12 protein-coding genes and 3 tRNA genes are annotated in these 15699 nt (G+C 65.8%); 6 read left to right on the top strand and 9 right to left on the bottom strand.

The window, feature by feature from the left end; genetic code table 11:
• Window positions 1-343 precede the first annotated feature (343 nt).
• A complete protein-coding gene (locus MLE27_RS02750) occupies window positions 344-2041 on the bottom strand; it encodes a bacteriohemerythrin (protein ID WP_243310349.1) in 1698 nt (565 codons plus the stop codon).
• A 184-nt stretch (window positions 2042-2225) separates the two neighbouring features.
• Between MLE27_RS02750 and MLE27_RS02745 the strand changes: the two genes are divergently transcribed.
• Both MLE27_RS02745 and MLE27_RS02740 read left to right on the top strand, forming a co-directional pair.
• Window positions 2226-2885: a nitrite/sulfite reductase domain-containing protein gene (locus MLE27_RS02745; RefSeq protein WP_243310348.1), complete on the top strand. Its 660-nt coding sequence runs from the start codon at window positions 2226-2228 to the stop codon at window positions 2883-2885.
• A gap of 48 nt (window positions 2886-2933) precedes the next feature.
• Window positions 2934-3947 (top strand): glycosyltransferase, encoded by a 1014-nt coding sequence (locus tag MLE27_RS02740; RefSeq protein WP_243310356.1) that lies wholly within the window; start codon window positions 2934-2936, stop codon window positions 3945-3947.
• Here MLE27_RS02740 and MLE27_RS02735 read toward each other — a convergent pair.
• The gene (locus MLE27_RS02735; protein ID WP_243310347.1) at window positions 3929-4471 is read right to left on the bottom strand and encodes a hypothetical protein; all 543 of its coding nucleotides are present in this window, start codon (window positions 4469-4471) and stop codon (window positions 3929-3931) included. The genes MLE27_RS02740 and MLE27_RS02735 overlap by 19 nt on opposite strands.
• Between MLE27_RS02735 and dnaA the strand changes: the two genes are divergently transcribed.
• Window positions 4470-5804 carry a chromosomal replication initiator protein DnaA gene (dnaA, locus tag MLE27_RS02730; RefSeq protein ID WP_243310346.1) on the top strand — a complete coding sequence of 445 codons (1335 nt, stop codon included), beginning with the start codon at window positions 4470-4472 and terminating at the stop codon, window positions 5802-5804. The genes MLE27_RS02735 and dnaA overlap by 2 nt on opposite strands.
• A 250-nt stretch (window positions 5805-6054) precedes the next feature.
• On the opposite strand, the gene MLE27_RS02725 is transcribed toward dnaA, so the two are convergent.
• The gene (locus MLE27_RS02725) at window positions 6055-6816 is read right to left on the bottom strand and encodes a UPF0280 family protein (protein WP_243310345.1); all 762 of its coding nucleotides are present in this window, start codon (window positions 6814-6816) and stop codon (window positions 6055-6057) included.
• A 219-nt stretch (window positions 6817-7035) separates the two neighbouring features.
• On the opposite strand from MLE27_RS02725, the gene MLE27_RS02720 reads away from it, so the two are divergent.
• Window positions 7036-9771 (top strand): tetratricopeptide repeat protein, encoded by a 2736-nt coding sequence (locus MLE27_RS02720; protein WP_243310344.1) that lies wholly within the window; start codon window positions 7036-7038, stop codon window positions 9769-9771.
• A gap of 240 nt (window positions 9772-10011) precedes the next feature.
• On the opposite strand, the gene MLE27_RS02715 is transcribed toward MLE27_RS02720, so the two are convergent.
• The 6 genes from MLE27_RS02715 to MLE27_RS02690 form a co-directional block, all read right to left on the bottom strand.
• Window positions 10012-10329, bottom strand: a complete 318-nt coding sequence (locus MLE27_RS02715) for a TusE/DsrC/DsvC family sulfur relay protein (RefSeq protein ID WP_243310343.1) — start codon at window positions 10327-10329, stop codon at window positions 10012-10014.
• A gap of 243 nt (window positions 10330-10572) precedes the next feature.
• Window positions 10573-12297, bottom strand: a complete 1725-nt coding sequence (locus tag MLE27_RS02710) for a YcaO-like family protein (protein WP_243310342.1) — start codon at window positions 12295-12297, stop codon at window positions 10573-10575.
• The gene (locus MLE27_RS02705; RefSeq protein ID WP_243310341.1) at window positions 12290-13027 is read right to left on the bottom strand and encodes a class I SAM-dependent methyltransferase; all 738 of its coding nucleotides are present in this window, start codon (window positions 13025-13027) and stop codon (window positions 12290-12292) included. Before MLE27_RS02705 ends, MLE27_RS02710 begins: the two co-directional genes overlap by 8 nt.
• Window positions 13028-13103: 76 nt before the next feature.
• Window positions 13104-13178, bottom strand: a tRNA-Gly gene (locus tag MLE27_RS02700).
• 4 nt (window positions 13179-13182) lie between these two features.
• Window positions 13183-13257 (bottom strand) — tRNA-Cys (locus tag MLE27_RS02695).
• A gap of 94 nt (window positions 13258-13351) precedes the next feature.
• A tRNA-Gly gene (locus MLE27_RS02690) sits at window positions 13352-13426 on the bottom strand.
• Window positions 13427-13807: 381 nt separating this feature from the next.
• On the opposite strand from MLE27_RS02690, the gene dksA reads away from it, so the two are divergent.
• Together dksA and MLE27_RS02680 are read left to right on the top strand one after the other, a co-directional pair.
• Complete coding sequence (gene dksA, locus MLE27_RS02685) at window positions 13808-14170, top strand: RNA polymerase-binding protein DksA (RefSeq protein WP_243310340.1); 363 nt, start codon at window positions 13808-13810, stop codon at window positions 14168-14170.
• Between the two features lie 7 nt (window positions 14171-14177).
• Window positions 14178-15641 carry an NFACT RNA binding domain-containing protein gene (locus MLE27_RS02680; protein WP_243310339.1) on the top strand — a complete coding sequence of 488 codons (1464 nt, stop codon included), beginning with the start codon at window positions 14178-14180 and terminating at the stop codon, window positions 15639-15641.
• Window positions 15642-15699: the final 58 nt, after the last annotated feature.

Raw genomic sequence — 15699 nt, 5'->3', positions numbered from 1 at the left:
CCCCCCCCGCGCCCCCCCCCCCCCCCCCCCCCCCCCCCCCCCCCCCCCCCCCCCCCCCCCCCCCCCCCCCCCCCCCCCCCCCCCCCCCCCCCCCCCCCCCCCCCGCCGGAGGCCTCTTTCTCTTCCGCTTCCCGGCTTTAAGATGCCTCCGGCGGCCAAAGGGAGTTCCTCCCTTTGGAATCCCGTATAGCTTCGCGTCAGGGGCGCGGGAGTTCCGTTCTCTTGGGTCTGTCGGAAAACGAGCGGGCAAGGCGCAAGAAAAGGCCAAGCCCGATGCGCGGTCGTCCCGCGCGGAGGCTTGGCCTTCTCGAAGCAACGAAGCTGAGGCGTTGGCGGCGGGCCGCTAGGCCCTCTCCAGGCCCGCGTCCAGGAAGGTCTTGGCGTAGCGCTTGTCCTGCTTGCAGATGTGGGTGACGAGCCACTCCTTGAGGAACTCCATCAGTTCCATGGAGACGTTGGCCTGGCCGGACTTCACCTTGCCGATGTAGTCCACCACCTGGCCGGTCAGTTCCGCGTGCATCTTCTTGTGCGCGGCCGTCTCGGCGTAGCGGAACTGGTCGAAGTACTTCTCCTCGGTGCCGAAGTGGTAGACCGTGTACTCCGCCAGGCCGTCCAGCAGCTTCTCCAGCACCGAGCGGCCCTTGCCCGCCTTCATGGCGGCGTAGAGGTCGTTGATGAGATCCAGAAGCTTGCGGTGCTGCTCGTCGATGATCTTCACCCCGGTGGCCAGGTCGCTGGTCCAGGCCATGAGCACGCCGGTCTGCATGCCGCTCTTGAGGTCCTCGATGAGCACGGAGAGCTCGCGGGAGAGGTCGGAGAGCTCGATCACGGACTGCGCGGAGTCGTGGATGCCGTCGGCGATCTCGCCGGCCACCTGTTCCACCTCGTCGATGGCCCTGTTGATGTGCTGGGAGCTGGCCGACTGCTCCTCGGAGGCCGCCGCGATGGAGAGGATCATGCTGGTGTTGGCCTCGGTGTGCGTCAGGATGGCCCCGGCGGACTGCCCGGCGCGCTGGGCCATGTCCGAGGCTTCGTCGGCCCGGGAGACGGCAAGGTCCATGTGCTCCACGTTCTGGTGGATGGCGCTCTGGATGGACTTGATGGAATCGCCCACCTCCTTGGTGGCGTGCATGGTCTTCTCGGCCAGCTTGCGCACCTCGTCGGCCACCACCGCGAAGCCGCGCCCGGCCTCGCCCGCGCGTGCGGCCTCGATGGCGGCGTTCAAGGCCAGGAGGTTGGTCTGGTCGGCGATGTCGTTGATGACGTTGATGATGCGGTCGATGCTGCGGGCCTGCTCGCCCAGGCTGCCCATGTTCTCCTTGAGCACCCCGGTGGCCTCGTTGACCTTGGCGATGGCCGAGAGCGTCTCCGCGGCTATGCGCGCGCTGGCCGCGGCCTCCTCCTTGGAGTTCTCCACGCGCACGGATGCGTCGGAGGAGCTGCGGGAGATGTCGGTGATGGCCATGTTCATCTCGCCCATGGCCGTGGCCGTCTCCATCATGCGCTGCTTCTGCAGGTCGGCTCCCTCTGAGATGCGCTCCATCCGGTTGGAGAGCGCCCCGGCCGAGGCCATGACGCGGCGCACCACGTTCTCCAGCTTGCCCGCCGCGCCCATGAGGTTGGCCGCGCGGGATTCCTCGGCCAGGCGGGAGGCCTCCTGGGCCTGGCGGATGGCGTCCTCGCAGGAGACGTTCTTGACGGCCATCTCTTCCTCCAGGCGGGCGTGGGTGGCCTGGGCGTCCTTGAGGCAGCGGGAAAGTTCACGGAAAGCGTTGGCGAAAATCTTGAACTCGCCATGGAGGTTGATGTGCTCCATGGCGGGGAGCTTCATGTCCATGGCCTGCTTGGCCAGGTTTTCCAGTTCGCTGAGAGGGCCGGCCATCAGGGCCATGTGGATGGCCGCCGCGACGATCACAGCCAGGGCCGCAAATACGGCGAGCCACGTGGAGACGCCCCCCCCGGAAACCGATATGGCCGCCAGGGAGGCGGCCAGCAGGGACGCAACGATCAACAAGCAAGACTGGAGCGTTCTTACAGACATACATGCACCTCATCGCATTGATGCTTTCACCTGTATTCAATGTCAATGCGGGCTGCAAGTCTGACACTTTACAATTTGGCAATAATTCTACAAAAAACAACGCCACGCGATGCCTGGTTGGACGGGCATCCGATTCGTCAGGGACACGAACAATATTCAATCCTATTCATAAGCAGGAATTACAATGGAAAAGCAGGAAGCGCCCCGCGGGGCTATCCTTCAGCGTGACGGCCAGACCTGGGCGATCGTGCCCCGCACCCCCGTGGGCCTCATCACCCCCGAGGTGCTCGACGCCCTGAACACGGTGGTGAAGAAGTACTCAATCCCCATCGTCAAGATCACCTCGGGCCAGCGCATCGCCCTGGTGGGCATGAAGGCCGAGCAGGTGGAGCCCATCTGGGCGGACCTGGGCACCCTGGTGGGCCAGGCCATCGAGCTGTGCGTCCACTTCGTGCAGGCCTGCCCCGGCACCAGCGTCTGCCGTTTCGGCGTGCAGAACTCGCTGGGCCTGGGCCTGGAGCTGGAGAAGCTCTACGTGGGCATGGAGCTGCCCGCCAAGGTCAAGATGGGCGTCTCGGGCTGCCCGCTGTGCTGCGCCAGCTCCCTGGTGCGCGACATCGGCGTGATCGGCAAGAAGGACGGCTTCACCGTGGCCTTCGGCGGCCACTCCGGCGGCAAGCCCCGCGCGGCCGACATCGTGGCCGAAGGCCTGGATCAGGACCATGTCGTGGCCCTGGTGAAGAAGCTCCTGGACTTCTACCGCGACAACGCCAAGAAGAAGGAACGCTGCGCGCGCTTCGCGGAGCGCGTGGGCATCGAGGCCATCAAGGCCGCGGTGTTGTAAGCCGAAGGGCCGCTCCGTACGGGGCGGCCCTTTTTCATTCCCTCCATGATGATATCCGTGCTGCTCCCCGTGCGCGACGCCGCCGCGCACCTCCCCGCCTGCCTGGACAGCCTCCTGGCCCAGACCTTGCCCGATTTCGAGATCATCGCCGTGGACGACGGCTCCCGGGACCAGGGCCGCACACTGGGCCTTCTTCACGCCTATGCCGCCAGAGACGGCAGAGTGCGCGTGCTGGCCGGGGAGCACCAGGGCATCGCCTCCGCGCTCAACCTCGCGGCCTCGCAGGCCGGCGGGCGCTTTCTGGCGCGCATGGACGCGGACGACGTATGCCACCCGGAGCGCTTCGTCAGACAGGCCGCGGCCCTGGACGCCAGCCCGGAACTGGACGCAGTGGGCTGCCTGGTGCGCTACGGGGGCGACCCCCAGGCCTGCGGCGGCTACGCCCGGCACGTGGACTGGCTCAACACCCTGCACAGCCATGAGCAGATGCGCCTGGGCGTCTTCCGGGACGCCCCCCTGGCCCATCCTTCGGCCATGTTCCGGGCCTCGTCCTTCCTCCGCCTGGGCGGCTACAGGCAAGGCCCGTTCCCCGAGGACTACGAGCTCTGGCTGCGCTGGCTGGAGGCCGGGGCGCGCCTGGGCAAGGTGCCCGAAACCCTGCTGACCTGGAACGATCCGCCCCTCAGGCTCTCACGCACGGACCCGCGCTACGGGCAGGACAGCTTCCACCGGCTCAAGGCCGAATACCTGGCCCGCTGGCTGGCGCGGCACAACCCGCACCACCCGGAGGTCTGGGTGGTGGGGGCGGGCAGGGTGACCCGGCGCAGGGTGGAGCACCTGCAGGCCCAGGGCGTTCGCGTGCGGGCTTTCCTGGATATCGATCCCCGCAAGATCGGCAACCGGATCGGGGGGATACCAGTGTTGCACCACAGGGATCTGCCCTCCGTGGGGCAGGCTTTCGCGCTCAGCTATGTGAGCAATCCGGGCGCGCCCGAACTGATTGCGGATTTCCTCAATTCCAGGGGCTACCGGAAGGGGCGGGACTATCTCCAGGCAGGTTGAGGGTTTGGGTGTATGTGCCGAAAAAACGCCGAAAATAAGGAAAAACGACCATTTTGGTCTTGACTCGCCTTCGGGGTGGCTCGGGTTACGTTCGCGTGGCAATTCTTTGCCATAATTTTTAATGCAATGTTATCAAGGTGTTGTTTCTGTATTGAACGGAGGGCTCCGAAGCGGGGATGTCTCGGGAAGGCCCGCAGCAAGCGACAATCCGAGAAAATGGCGCGAAACCAAAAAAGAAAGCGGGTGAAAAAGAAATTAAACTTGGAAAATCGCGCAAAAATCGATTCAGTGCCTGTGGAAAACTTTTTTAACACATGTTGATAAAAATGCGGCCTCCAGGTCGCCAAGCCTTGTCCTCCGGTGCTTCCCGACCTGTTTCCCGTCGTGGTCCCTGAAGCGGCTTTTTGCAAACTGGATAGTGAAATCAAGAGGTTATGTTTTGGATAACCCCTGGCGGCCGTGAAGAGCACAGGGCGTTTATCCGGGTTGAGAAAAAAAGCCAGGAGAAGCATCAACTTCTCCATGACGCATCCGACCTGGAACCACATCCTCCATCTACTCGAACGCAGCCTGAATCCCGGTCTGTATCAAGTGTGGATCAAGCCCCTCTCGGCCGCCGTGGCCGACGGGCGCATATGTCTTACGGCCCCCAACGAGTTCGTGGCGGCCTGGGTGCGCGACCGCCTCTCAGGGCAGATCGCGGAAGCCGCGGCCCAGGTCATGGGCGGGGCTCCCGCCATCACCGTGACGGCCCGCGACGCATCCGTCACACCCCTGATCGAAACCGCTGCCGTCCTGCCAGCGCCCAAGCCTGAAGCGCCCGCTCCCGCCAACGACTGCGTTGACCCGGCGTTCCGCTTCTCCTTCGACCAGTTCGTGGTGGGGCCTTCCAACGCCCTGGCCTACGAGGCCTCCCTGGGCCTGTGCAGGCGCAACCTGCCCGCCAACCAGCTGTTCATCAGCGCGGGGCCGGGCCTGGGCAAGACCCACCTGAGCCAGGCCATCGGCCGCATGATGCTGGCGGACATGAAGCAGGCCAAGCCCAAGGTGCGCTATCTTTCGGCCGAGGAGTTCTCCTCCCGGCTGATCCTGTCCATCAAGATGCGCGAGATGGACCGCTTCAAGGCCAGGTTCCGCGAGAATGTGGACATCCTGATCCTCGAAGACATCCATTTCTTCCAGGGCAAGCTCAAGTTGCAGGATGAACTGCTCAACACAATCAACACACTGGAGTCCCGGGGCTGCCGGGTGGTGTTCACCAGCTCCTTCCTGCCCAAGGAGCTCTCCGGGCTGGACAGCCAGCTCGCCTCCAGGCTCGGCGCGGGCTTCCTGGCCACCATCGACCAGCCCGACTACGCCACGCGCCTGAACATCCTGCGCCGCAAGGCCGGGCTGCACCAGGTGCTGCTCCCCGAGGACGTGGCCGGGCTGCTGGCCGACAAGCTGCGCACGGACATCCGCCAGCTCGAATCCTGCCTGCAGAACCTGGCGCTCAAGGCCCGCATCCTGGGGCAGGGCATCTGCATGGACATGGCCTGGGACGTGCTGCGCAACTACGACCTGGAGCAGCCCAACATCAACCTGGACCAGATCGTGGATTACGTGTGCACGGTCTACAACATCCAGCGCGAGCACCTCGTCTCCAAGAGCCGCAAGCGCCAGCACGTGATCGCCCGCAACACCGCCTTCTTCCTGGCGCGCAAGCACACGCCCCTCTCCCTGCAGGACATCGGGCAGCGCTTCAACCGCAGGCACTCCACCGTGGTCAAGGGCATCACGGCCGTTGAGCGGCAGCTGACCCTGCAGACCCCGCTGGGCAGGCAGCTCGAGACCGCCATCGACCGGCTGGCCCAGTAGCTTCGGCCGGATAATTTGACAGAGACGCTTGGGGAGGCGCTGCCTCCCCAAACCCCTCCGGCAGGGGCGTGATGCCCCTGCACCCCCAATAGCTTCGCGTTTTCGGGGCGCGGGTTGTTATCGAAGGGTAAATGAATAAATCCGGGAAGGCGCAGCCTTCCCGGATTTTATTTGCGGGGTCCAGGGGGATCATCCCCCTGGCGGGGTGTGGGGCAGCGCCCCACTCTTACTCATGGCTCACAGCTCAGCCTCAATCCTGCCCATCCTCCAGCACGGCCAGCTCCATGTCGCCCCAGACGCCCACCTGGCCGGCCACCTGCGCGAACACGCCCAGCACGCCCACGGCGGCCATCCCCTGGGCGCGCTCCAGAACAAGGGGCAGGTGCTCCGGGCTGCGGGCCAGGTTGCCCAGGGTGGTGGCGGCCGCGTCGGCCAGGGCGCCTGAGCGGGCCTTGACCGTCACCAGGTCGGCGGCCCCGAAGGAGAGCGAATGCCCGATGGTGGCCGAGGAGCCGCACAGGGCCAGGGGGCTCTCCCCGGGCTCCACGCGCAGGGCCAGCCGCGCGCCCTGCACGGGCTTGGCCAGCAGGGCCACGAGCCTGGGCCGGGTGGTGTGGATGTAGATGTCGCCGCCGTTCTCCACCAGGATGTCGGGCGACAGGGGAGAGAACCTGTCCGCCACGGCCTGGGCCACGGCTCCGGCCACGGCGGCCATCGGCCCCACCTGGCAGAGCCTGGAGGCCTCCAGCATGGCCCGGACCACGGGTGGGAACAACTCCTCGCCGGGCTCCACCGGCAGCGGGGTGAGGGAGTGCCGGAATTCGGGGCGCAGCAGGATGTGGTTGGTGAGCCCGGCGCGCACCTCGGCCAGGTAGGCCCCGACCTCTATGGAAAGGTCGCGCCGGGCCGTGATGCGCAGGTCGGACTCCCCGGCGACGACCTGGAAGAATGTCTCGCCCGGGGCGGGGCGCAGGGCCTGCCGGTAGGCCCTGTTGGGGTCCGTGTGGATCATCCGCTCCCTCCGGTTGTGGCGTGAAATCGCGCGGGCCGTGGCCCGGCGGGGCGAGACTGCCACGGGCGCACGCGGCGGACAAGGCCTTTGCTTGCCCCAATCGCGCTTCGGGGGTAGCCCTGGCAAGGAGCCCTCAGCTTTCCCGGCCTAATGGAAATCACTGTTGCGGCCGATGTGACGGCAAGACCCGCGCGGTCCCCAAAGGAGAAGCAGCCCAGCATGCCCAGGTTGTCACAACTCGTCGACCAACTGCCCCAGATGGCCCATCCCCGGCTCGCGGCCCCGGGGATCGGGGTCTGGCTGGTCTGGGAGGGGCAGCTCTCAACCATTGTCGGCCAGATATTCAACGACTTCGGCGGGTTCCTGCAAGCCGAGGAGGATCACCAGAGCCTCTGGTTCTTCTTCGGGGACGAGTCGATCAAGGCTCTCGGCAGGCTCTCCGGCTTCGCCCGGGTCAACCGGCTGCCGCTGCTCATCCAGCTTTTCCCGGCCTCGCTGCTGATCGGCTACAAGTTCGAACGGAGCTTCACCTGCGCCGAGGAGTTCCTCAACCAGGAGGCGAACCCCCCGCAGGACCTGGAGATGCTGGTCCACCCCGCGTTCGAGGCCCTGGTGCGGCCCCTGCCGGGCATGAACCTCAAGCCCGCGCCCCCGGTGCCCGGCCTCTCGGCGACGCAGTACGGGCAGCTCACGGCGGACATCGCCCTGGCACAGGATTCGCCGCTGGGCTGGTACTTCATGCTGCGCCCGCTGGGCGACCCCCTGGACAAGAACTCGGCCGAGGGCTGGCGGTCCATCTTCTCCGAGCTTCAATCCCTGCTGGAGCGCATCGCCGCGAAGTATATCTCCAACGAGGGGTACCTGATCTTCGGCGTGGACAATGTGCGCTCGTTCCGCAACGTGGTGCGCGAGCTGCTCACCCTGGAGGAGAACATCCGGTCCGCGGAGTCCGGCAGGAAGTACTGGCCGTGCGTCATGGCCTGCACCCTCAAGCTGGGCCAGCACCTCAACAAGGATCTGCCCCGGCGCATCAACCTGGACTGGGCGGACATCTCGCCCGACTACCCGCACATGAGCTTCCGCTCGGCCCTGTATCTGGGGCCTGGTTTCAGGGTCAACGACGTGCGGCGGACGTCGAGCACCCCCTCCATCGACGACTGGTGCAGCATCTCCCTGGTCGAGGAGGACGGCGAGCCCGACATCCAGGACGAGGTCCCCTTCAAGCCCCCGGCGAACCTGCTGGCGGGCAGCCTGGCCCCGTGCTTCTACTGCGGGCTCGCCAGCCACGAGCCCATGGACTGCCCCTCCAAGACCTTGCAGGAGGCCGACCCGGGCGTGTGGGACCGGCTGGGCCTCATCGACATGGCCAAGCTGGAGGAAGCCGGGATGGGCATCAACCAGCTCATCGCCTCCGAAGGCCCCGGGGCGCTCCGAGGGCTGCTGGACGCCCAGGACGAGCGCGAGACCATCGTGCGGGGAATCTTCGAGATCGGCTATTTCAACCAGCTCCGCTGCGTGGACCGCATCTGGCGCAGCACCGGAAAGGAGCTGCCCGGCGGCCTGGATACGCTCAACGCCCCCACGGACGGCGTGTACCTCTGGGACGCCCTCAACCTGGCCAAGACCGGGGACCACGAGAATTTCGAGCAGGAGATCACGGCCAACTTGGCGGCCTACGGGCGGGGTTTCCAGCCGCGCAGCGTGCAGGGCTTCGTGGCCATGGAGCAGGCCGACTGGAGCCGGGCAGGCTATTTCTGGCAGGAGGCGGGCCGCAGCGCCTACACGCCCTTGCAGCGCGGCTGGCTCTATTTTCTCGAAGCGCGCGGGTTCGAGGTGCAGGGCGACTATTTTGCCGCAGCCGGGCTTTACCGCCAGGCCCGCTCGGAATGTCCGCGCTGGCTGGAGCCCGGCTACCGGTTGGGGGTCTGCCTGGTGAAACAGGGCTTCACCGACAGGGGCATGAACGAGATCGCCGACCTGCTCCGGCTGGAACCCAACATCTTCAACCGCGTGCTGATCGACCCCGAACTGGAGCGCGGGCGCATCCACATCCTCTCGGCCCTCAAGACCCCCTGGAGCGAGGCCAAGGCAGCCCGGGACGAGAAACTCGATGCGGTCAAATGCCTGCCGGACTACCTCAAGAGCTGGTTCCGGGAAGACCACCCCTTCCTGCAGGAGGGCATCCGCCACGCCGAGGAGCTCGGCGGCATGTGCGCCATCAGCAACTACGTCTGCTTCATCTGCGTGGTGCGCCAGTACGAAGCCCTTCAGCTCGACCTGCGTAAGGCCGTGGAGCAGGCCACCAAGGCGCTGGGCAAAACCCTGGACTCGCTCCACGAGGAGCTCAAGGCCATCCATCACGAGGCCGCCTGGTTCCCGTTCGGCAAGCTGCTGCGGGAATTCAACAAGGACTACAACTCCTGCGCGGCCAAGCTCAACTGGATGCGCACGGCCTCCATGCAGGTGGCCGCGAACTTCCGAAAAAGTCAGGACTACGTGGAGGAGATCGAATCCACCATCACCCTGCTCAAGGCCAGGCTGGTGACGCTACGCATCGTGCGCGACTCCACGCTGTTCGTGCTGCTGCTGGGCAAGAGCTTCATGTGGCTGGAGCTGGTTGGCATGGTGCTCTCCCTGATCGCTGTGCCGGGGATCATCTTCCTCTCGCAGAAGTTCGGCCAGGCCTGGATAGGGGACATGCTCTCCAGCCAGAAATGGCAGGTGCAGAAGGGGCTCATCATCATCGTGAGCATCGTGGCCATGGGGCTGGCCTCCGTGAAGACCGCCCTCACGTTCGAGAAAAAGCGCGCTGAGCTTTTCAAGGAGGGCGAAGCGCGGGAAGCCAAGGCTGCCGGGGGCAAAGGGAAGGGCGCGGCGAAATCCGCCCCGGCGAAAGGCTCCTCCAAGGCGTTGCCCCCAAGCAAGGGCGAGGCCAAGGGCGGCAAGAAGAAGTAGCAGGGATTTCACGGGCCAAACGGCCCCAGGCGCCAAATTCCGGGTGCCAAACAGCCGGGGCAACACGCGGGCCGGGACGCCGATTGGCCGCAGGCTCCGATAGGCCGGTGGCCCGGATGGCCACAGCCGCCAAACGGCTTCAGACACGAACGACCATGGCCGCGTCCCGGCGCAAGGGCGCAAAAAAAAAACGGGCCTCCGAAAGGAGGCCCGCTTCTACGTCAGTGAAGTCTGTAAGGACTACACGCAGCCGGTGGGCTTGGGCAGGCCGGCCATTTTGCAGGCGCCTTTGCCGGGGCCGGAGGGGAACAGCTCATAGATGTGCTTCAGCTTGTACCCGGTGACCTTCGAGAGGATGCGGACCATCGGAGCGATGCCGTTCTTCTTGTAGTAGTCCTGCAGGAACTCGATGACCTTGTTGTGCTCATCGTTGAGGTCCTTAATGCCCTCGGACTCCTTCACGTACTCGACCCAGTCAGGGTTCCAGTCCTCGAAGCGCTGCAGGAAACCGTCCTCGTCAACCTCGAAGGTCTTGCCCTTGAATTCAACAGTGGCCATTCTCCATCCTCCTTGGCGTTGCTTGAACAATCTATCGGTTGCCTTGAGTTGCCGTGGATGCCTCACAAGAGGAATCCGAACCGTAAACAGCTACCCGCTGTCTTGGTACCATCATGGACGCATGGCTCTTATCTGAAGACGGTGCTTCGCGCAAGGGCGGATGCGTCTGGGTGTGGTCCCCACCTGAATTCGTGACGTCTTAAAGGCGAATTCCGAGTGTTGTCAATTCATTTCGATAACAGATCATTCCGGTATGATTTGCGCGAGATGGGTCCGGGCGAATTCCAGGCTCGGGTCCATCTCCAGGGCCTTGCTGAGGAACGTGACGGCCGCGTCCGTATGACCTAGGAATTTATGGCAAAGCCCAAGATTGGCCAGATCCATGACCGAACCCGAATCCAGGGCGAGGGCGGCCTCGAAATCCCCGGCCGCGTCGGCGTAGTTGGCGGCCTTGAAACGGCAGACCCCGCGCAGGTTGTGGTATTCCTTCACCTCGGGGCTGATGCCGATGGCCCTGGTCAGGATGGGCGCGGCCTCGGCCCACTGCTCGAGCTGGGTCAGGGAATAGGCCTGGTAGAACAAGGCCAGGGCCTCGTCCTCCTGCTCGGGCTGGAGCCCGGAAGCCTGCTCGAACAGTTCGACCGCCTCCAGCACGTCGCCCTGGCGCAGGGCCAGCAGGCCCCGGAAGAAGGGCAGGCAGGGCGCGTCCGGGCAGGCCCCGGCCAGCACGTCCAGGCCCGCGGCGGCCTCGCCCTCGGGGCTCTCCTCGGCCAGGATGCGCCCCACGAACAGGGCCACGCTGGCCCTGGGGGTGCGTTCACGGAAGAGGAAACCCGGCACGAAGCTGTAGTTGGTGGAGACGCCCAGATCCTCCTGGGTGGTCTCCACGGTGTAGAGGGTGTAGCCCTGGGCGTTCAGGCCCTTGCAGAAGGCTTCGAGCTCGTCGAGCATGTCCTGGCGCTCCACGCCCGGCATGCGGTCGATGCTGGTGGAGGGGCCTTCGGCCAGCCAGCCCAGCTCGCCCAGGTCGGTGAACTTGCGCAGGCCCGAGGCCTCGTAGTTGCTGCCGGTCTCGAAATCGCCAGCCAGTTGCGCCACCTCGGTGATGGCCCGCACGGCCGCCTTCACCGGCGAGGTGGCCGTGCCCGCCGTGAACACGATCTCGCTCCTGATGCCCAGGGTGGAGGGGTCGTAGGCCAGGGCCCCGACCGTGGGCACGGGCATGTTCAGGCTGAAGTCCTTGAGCCAGAGCGTGACGCCGTTGCGTTTGAAGGCGTCAACAAGCCCGGCCAGCACGGGGTCTTCCAGATTGACCAGGTCGATGTTGGGCAGATGGGGCTGCTCCCTGTCGATGACGGCGCTCACGTGGCGCTCCACCAACTCGCAGGCCCCCTGGAGGATGGACTCCTCCAGGCAGTTGCCCGCCGAGGAGCCGTTGAACTCGTTGAGCTTCTTGAACCAGTCCAGGGGCACCATGACCTCCTGGCCGTCCTGCACGCGGGTGGCGGGGTGGAAGCGCCAGGGCACCAGGTCCATGAGGGAGGCGGCCTGGTCCGGGGTGATGGTGTCGTGCACGGAGTGGATGATCTCCTCGATGGGGATCACCTTTCCGGGCCACAAAGCCTGCGCCTGGGACCAGGTGGCCAGGGTGAAGTTGGATTCGTCGGCCCAGAAGCTGAAGTAGCTGTAGCGCTCGGCCAGCTCCATCAGGGCGGAGGCCTCGGCCTGCGCCGGGGAGGCGCCCTTGCCCATCTGCTTGCGGGTGGGCATCACGCCGCGGGCCTGGGCCCCGCAGATGCTCAGGTATACGGGAATGCCCAGCCGCCCGGTGTCGGTGCGGCGCAGCTCGGCCAGGATGCCGCCGTGTCCGGCGAAGAGGGCCTTGACGCGCTCCACGGTGCTCTCGGGGGAGCAGAGCTTGTCGGAATCGCAGGTGTACCCTTTGGGGGTTCTTTGCAGTTTACGCATCGGTACGTCTCGTCATGCGGTAGAGCACGCAGGTTTGTGAATCCCCCGAATCGTCGCGGCAGGTGGTCTGCGTGCGCTGGATGCGGAAGTTCTGTTGGGCTTGGGCGAAAAAGGTCGCGGCCTCGCGGCAGTGGTCGCAGGAGAGCAGAACCTGCGCGTCGGGCCGGGGGGCCATCCGGCGCAGCAGCAGCTCCAGCAGGGGGGCGTGCAGCGAGGGGATGTAGAGCGCCTCGGAGGCCAGGATGACGTCGAAGGCCTCATCCATGCTGTCCTTGCCGATGTCCAGGAGGGCGGCCCGGGCCTTTGCCTCCAGGCCATTCTTGAGGATGCTGGCCCGGATGAACAGCAGCGCCTCGGGCTCGATGTCGGTGATGGTGGCCTCGCAGCCGCTCACGGCGGCGGCCAGGCCGCACAGGCCAAGACCAGCGCCTACCTCCAGCACCTTGCGGCCCGGCCGGGCGGAAAGCCCGGCGGCGAGCATGGCCAAGGGCAGCGACGCCGGCCAGAGCTTGGCCCAGAAGGGCAGCACGAGCTTCTCCCCCGGGGCGGAGCGGGCTGCCAGGCGGTCGATGTAGGCGGGCAGGTCCGTAATCTGGAGGATGTCGATGGAGAGCGGCCCCAGGGCCACCGTCTCGAACCCTACGGGATAGAGCGAAGAAGCCAGGGCCAGGATGTCGTCCAGACGGGAGTCGGCGGACACGGCCAGTTCCAGGATGCGGGGATCGGTCATGGAGAGCGCTCCTCATGGGCATCCGAAGATGCAACAAAAAAGGCCGAACCCGCAGGTTCGGCCTTGTTCGATCCAGTGGAGCGGGAGACGGGATTTGAACCCGCGACTTCAACCTTGGCAAGGTTGCACTCTACCACTGAGTTACTCCCGCGATCTGGAGGCGGCATCCGGATTTGAACCGGAGAATGGAGGTTTTGCAGACCTCTGCCTTACCACTTGGCTATGCCGCCTCGCGCAAAGGGAAGCTGTGTCTAGGGAAAAACATCTACCTTGTCAACAGCTTCCAAAACATCCATTCCGAAAATTCCCCTGCCGGTGGGGAAGTGGAGCGGGAGACGGGATTTGAACCCGCGACTTCAACCTTGGCAAGGTTGCACTCTACCACTGAGTTACTCCCGCTCGGTGGCGAGAGGCGTGTTTAAAGAGATGGGGGGGCAAAGTCAAGCGCGAAAAACAGGAAAATCATCATGCTTTTCAATGTGCCAATGGTTCTGAGCGGATAGCGGCGCATATTTTTGCCCGCGCCGCCAGGCTCGTCCGGGCGGGGCGGCCGGAAAACCGCCCGAATGGGGTTTGTGGCTCCAAGAAAGCATGATTTCAGGCTGTTACGTGTGCTGGCGCTCCGTGCGACCCAGGCGGCCGCCTCCGCAGGGCGCCGGAAACAGCCCCTCCATGCGGCCCCAGGCAGGAACATGTGGCAAGCCTCTTTACCTCCGCCCGCAAATCCTTTAGAGGGACTCACTTCGTTGCCTTGGGTTTCAGTTACTTCGGAGGCTCCATATGGATCAGAAGGATCTCGATTTCTTCCGGACGTACCTCAACGACTCGCTACAAGATATCCTCAAGAAAGGTGAAGAGACCATTGAGGATATGACCGATACCGTCGAAGTCTACGCCGACCCGGCGGACAGGGCCACCGCCGAGTCCGACCGTGCCTTCACCCTTCGCCTGCGCGACCGCGAGCGCAAGCTGATCCGCAAGATCAAGGAGGCGCTGGAGCGCATCGACGACGGCACCTACGGCATCTGCGAGGAGTGCGGGGAGGACATCAGCGTACCCCGCCTGAAGGCCCGCCCCGTGACCACGTTGTGCATCAAGTGCAAGGCCCGCCAGGAAGCCGACGAGGATATCAGGGGCGAATAGCCCGCCGATGGACTCCTGCTTCTTCAGGTTTCTTGCGCCCGAGCTTGCCGACGCCCTCGCGGGCGTCCGCTTCGATACCGTCTACGGCCCGGCCCCGGGCTTCTGGACGTTCGCTTTCACGCCACCCGTCTCACCCACGGCGGCCCTTCAGGGCTGCCGTTTTCTTCTGTTGCGCGCCCACAGCCAGCACGGCGCCTTGCTGCTTTCCCCTGAGAAGCCGGTCAATCCGCCAAGCCCCCCGGCCAAGGCCATGTGGCTGCGCAAACGCCTGCGCGGCCGCAAGGTGACCGGCTTCCGGCAGGATTGGCCCCGCAGGCGGCTCGCCCTGGAGCTCACCTCCGGCGAGTGCGGCTGGCTGCTGCTCTCCATGGAGGAGGACCCGGTGGTGCTGGAGCGGCTGCCCGACGGCTTCGGCGACGCCCCCGGCTGGCCGGGCGCGGACGACGCCCTGGCCGATCCCGCCTGCCCGCGCAGCCTGCGCCGCGCCCTGGAGAAGGAGGACCCCGAGGACCGCGACGCCCTGCTGAGCCGCTTCCTGAAGGGTTCCGCCGCCGGTTTCTACACGGGGCGCGGCCCCAAGGGGCCGGAAGGTCCGCTGCCCTGGCCCGCCTGGAGGGAGTCGGAGCGCTTCGGGGCCGCGCTGGAGGCCGCCCTGGCCCATGGGCGCGGCGCGGTTTTCGAGGCGCTCGCGCCCAAGGCGGAGGACCCAAAGCGCCTGAACGTCCGGCGCGACAAGCGCCTGGAGACCCTGGAGAAGGACCGCAAACGGCTCCAGGCGTTGGAATCGCAGCACGCCTACGGCGAGGCCCTGGCCGCCAATCTTTCCGCCCTGGAGCCGCGCGCCAAGATCGGGCCGCTCACCCTGGAGCACCCGGAGCATGGCCCCATGGAGATACCCATGGACCCGGCGCTCACGGTGCTCGAGAACATGGAGCGCTTCTTCCGCAAGGCGGCCAAGGGGCGGCGCGGCCAGCAGCACGTGGAGCGGCTGCGCGCCCAGGCGGAGCGGGGGGAGCTGCCCCCGCCCAGGCCGCGCGGCCCGCAGGCGGCCCCCGAACCCGAGAGGAAAGGCCGCGTGCGCGACGCGGACCTGCACCGCTTCCGCTCCTCCGACGGCTTCGTCATCCTGCGGGGTCGCAACAGCGCCGCCAACCACCGCCTGGTGACCGAGGTGGCCAGCCCCTTCGACATCTGGCTCCACGCCGAGGGCGGGCCAGGCGCGCACGTGCTCATCAAGCGCGACCACCCCGGACAGCATATTCCCGAACGCACCCTGCTGGAGGCCGCGGCCATCGCGGGGCTGGCCAGCTGGCAGACTGGGGACGCCAAGGCCAGGGTGATGTACGCCCCGGCGGGCGAGGTCAGGAAAATCAAGGGCGCGGCCCTGGGCCGGGTGCGCCTGGACAGCGCGGCCAGCGTGGTGGTCGCCATGGACCCGGAAGTCGAAGACAGGCTGCGCATTTCCAGTTGACTTTTACAATTTTGTCTATCACTTAAAGGCACTCCTGCCTGCCTATCTCACTTTGAGG

It is taken from the genome of Fundidesulfovibrio agrisoli, assembly GCF_022808715.1.
In the GTDB taxonomy this organism is placed as follows: Bacteria; Desulfobacterota; Desulfovibrionia; order Desulfovibrionales; family Desulfovibrionaceae; genus Fundidesulfovibrio; species Fundidesulfovibrio agrisoli.
The sequence above is the reverse complement of the archived record's forward strand: the minus strand, read 5'-3'. Positions and strand labels throughout refer to the sequence as shown.

What these genes read in the sequence shown, in the direction of transcription:
- MLE27_RS02750 (WP_243310349.1), bottom strand. Translation starts at nt 2,041, where the DNA reads ATGTCTGTAAGAACGCTCCAGTCTTGCTTGTTGATCGTTGCGTCCCTG.
- MLE27_RS02745 (WP_243310348.1), top strand. Translation starts at nt 2,226, where the DNA reads ATGGAAAAGCAGGAAGCGCCCCGCGGGGCTATCCTTCAGCGTGACGGC.
- MLE27_RS02740 (WP_243310356.1), top strand. Translation starts at nt 2,934, where the DNA reads ATGATATCCGTGCTGCTCCCCGTGCGCGACGCCGCCGCGCACCTCCCC.
- dnaA (WP_243310346.1), top strand. Translation starts at nt 4,470, where the DNA reads ATGACGCATCCGACCTGGAACCACATCCTCCATCTACTCGAACGCAGC.
- MLE27_RS02735 (WP_243310347.1), bottom strand. Translation starts at nt 4,471, where the DNA reads ATGGAGAAGTTGATGCTTCTCCTGGCTTTTTTTCTCAACCCGGATAAA.
- MLE27_RS02725 (WP_243310345.1), bottom strand. Translation starts at nt 6,816, where the DNA reads ATGATCCACACGGACCCCAACAGGGCCTACCGGCAGGCCCTGCGCCCC.
- MLE27_RS02720 (WP_243310344.1), top strand. Translation starts at nt 7,036, where the DNA reads ATGCCCAGGTTGTCACAACTCGTCGACCAACTGCCCCAGATGGCCCAT.
- MLE27_RS02715 (WP_243310343.1), bottom strand. Translation starts at nt 10,329, where the DNA reads ATGGCCACTGTTGAATTCAAGGGCAAGACCTTCGAGGTTGACGAGGAC.
- MLE27_RS02710 (WP_243310342.1), bottom strand. Translation starts at nt 12,297, where the DNA reads ATGCGTAAACTGCAAAGAACCCCCAAAGGGTACACCTGCGATTCCGAC.
- MLE27_RS02705 (WP_243310341.1), bottom strand. Translation starts at nt 13,027, where the DNA reads ATGACCGATCCCCGCATCCTGGAACTGGCCGTGTCCGCCGACTCCCGT.
- dksA (WP_243310340.1), top strand. Translation starts at nt 13,808, where the DNA reads ATGGATCAGAAGGATCTCGATTTCTTCCGGACGTACCTCAACGACTCG.
- MLE27_RS02680 (WP_243310339.1), top strand. Translation starts at nt 14,178, where the DNA reads ATGGACTCCTGCTTCTTCAGGTTTCTTGCGCCCGAGCTTGCCGACGCC.